Here is a 1174-nt window from a genome sequence, read left to right on the forward strand (position 1 = left end):
TGATGTGGTTATACACTGATTAAAGTCTTTTGACTAGACATTCTTTTATTTTTTTGTTTGGCTTTAACACCAACGCGCATATACAGTACAGGCAAACAGCAAACTTAAGAGACAGGGTTAAAGCTTACGCAAATTGATAAAATAAGAAAGAGTTACACTTTATGTTATGCACTCAATTTTAAAACTTCATTTTGCAAAATAAAGGAAATAAGAATGCATGAATTTATAACCCTTCTTGCAAAACACGCCCACAGTGTTGAAAAACGACTTGCCACACTGTTAAGTGATCAAGTCCAAAATGGTGAAATTGCTCGTCCTGAAATTTTACTCAAAGCCATGCGTTACGGTGTGCTCAATGGTGGAAAACGGCTACGTCCTTTTCTTGTTATTCAAAGTTGTGCACTTTTTGACATCCCTATCGAATACTCTCTCAACGTTGCAAGTGCTTTAGAATGTATCCATTGTTATTCTCTGATTCATGATGATCTTCCCGCCATGGATAACGATACACTCCGACGCGGACAACCCACCGTTCACATAGCATTTGATGAAGCCACAGCAATTCTAGCCGGCAACGCCCTTTTGACTTTCGCTTTTGAAATCATTGCCCACAAAACTAGTGAACTCTCTTTTGAAACCAGAATCAGGCTGATCACCGCTCTTGCACAAGCGTCAGGACTTGGTGGCATGATAGGCGGACAAATGCTTGACCTTGAAGCAGAAAAAAAACCACAAGAAAGCAAAGATATCACGACTCTCCAACACATGAAAACAGCGACTCTTATAAGCTTTGCTTGCCAAGCAGGAGCGATCATCGGCAATGCATCCTAAGAATTGCCTGAAAAACTTGCTGCTTTTGGACCATATCTTGACTTAGCCTTTCAATTAACAGATGATCTTCTTGATGTCACTGCCAGCACTAAAGTTTTAGGCAAAACCGCTGGAAAAGATGAAACAGCGCACAAAGCCACTTTTATTCGTCTTTATGGTATTGAAGAAACACAAAAAAAACGAGACGAACTCATCGCTCAAGCAGAAGCGCTTCTTCTCCCTTTTGGCGCCAAAGCAACACCACTCCAACAAGCCGCTCGTTTTAGTGCAACACGCAAAAATTAAAACCCCACCATAGAAAAACATAAGGAGAAAGGCACGCAAAAAGCTTTTTCTGTTGCAA

Annotated in this window: 1 pseudogene; it reads left to right on the forward strand. The window is 40.6% G+C overall.

What is annotated here, in order from left to right:
* Positions 1 to 213: 213 nt before the first annotated feature.
* Positions 214 to 1116 (forward strand): annotated as a pseudogene (locus tag ACFINO_RS09860) (polyprenyl synthetase family protein).
* Positions 1117 to 1174: the final 58 nt, after the last annotated feature.

It is taken from the genome of Bartonella sp. AA83SXKL, from assembly GCF_042196965.1.
Lineage (GTDB): Bacteria > Pseudomonadota > Alphaproteobacteria > Rhizobiales > Rhizobiaceae > Bartonella.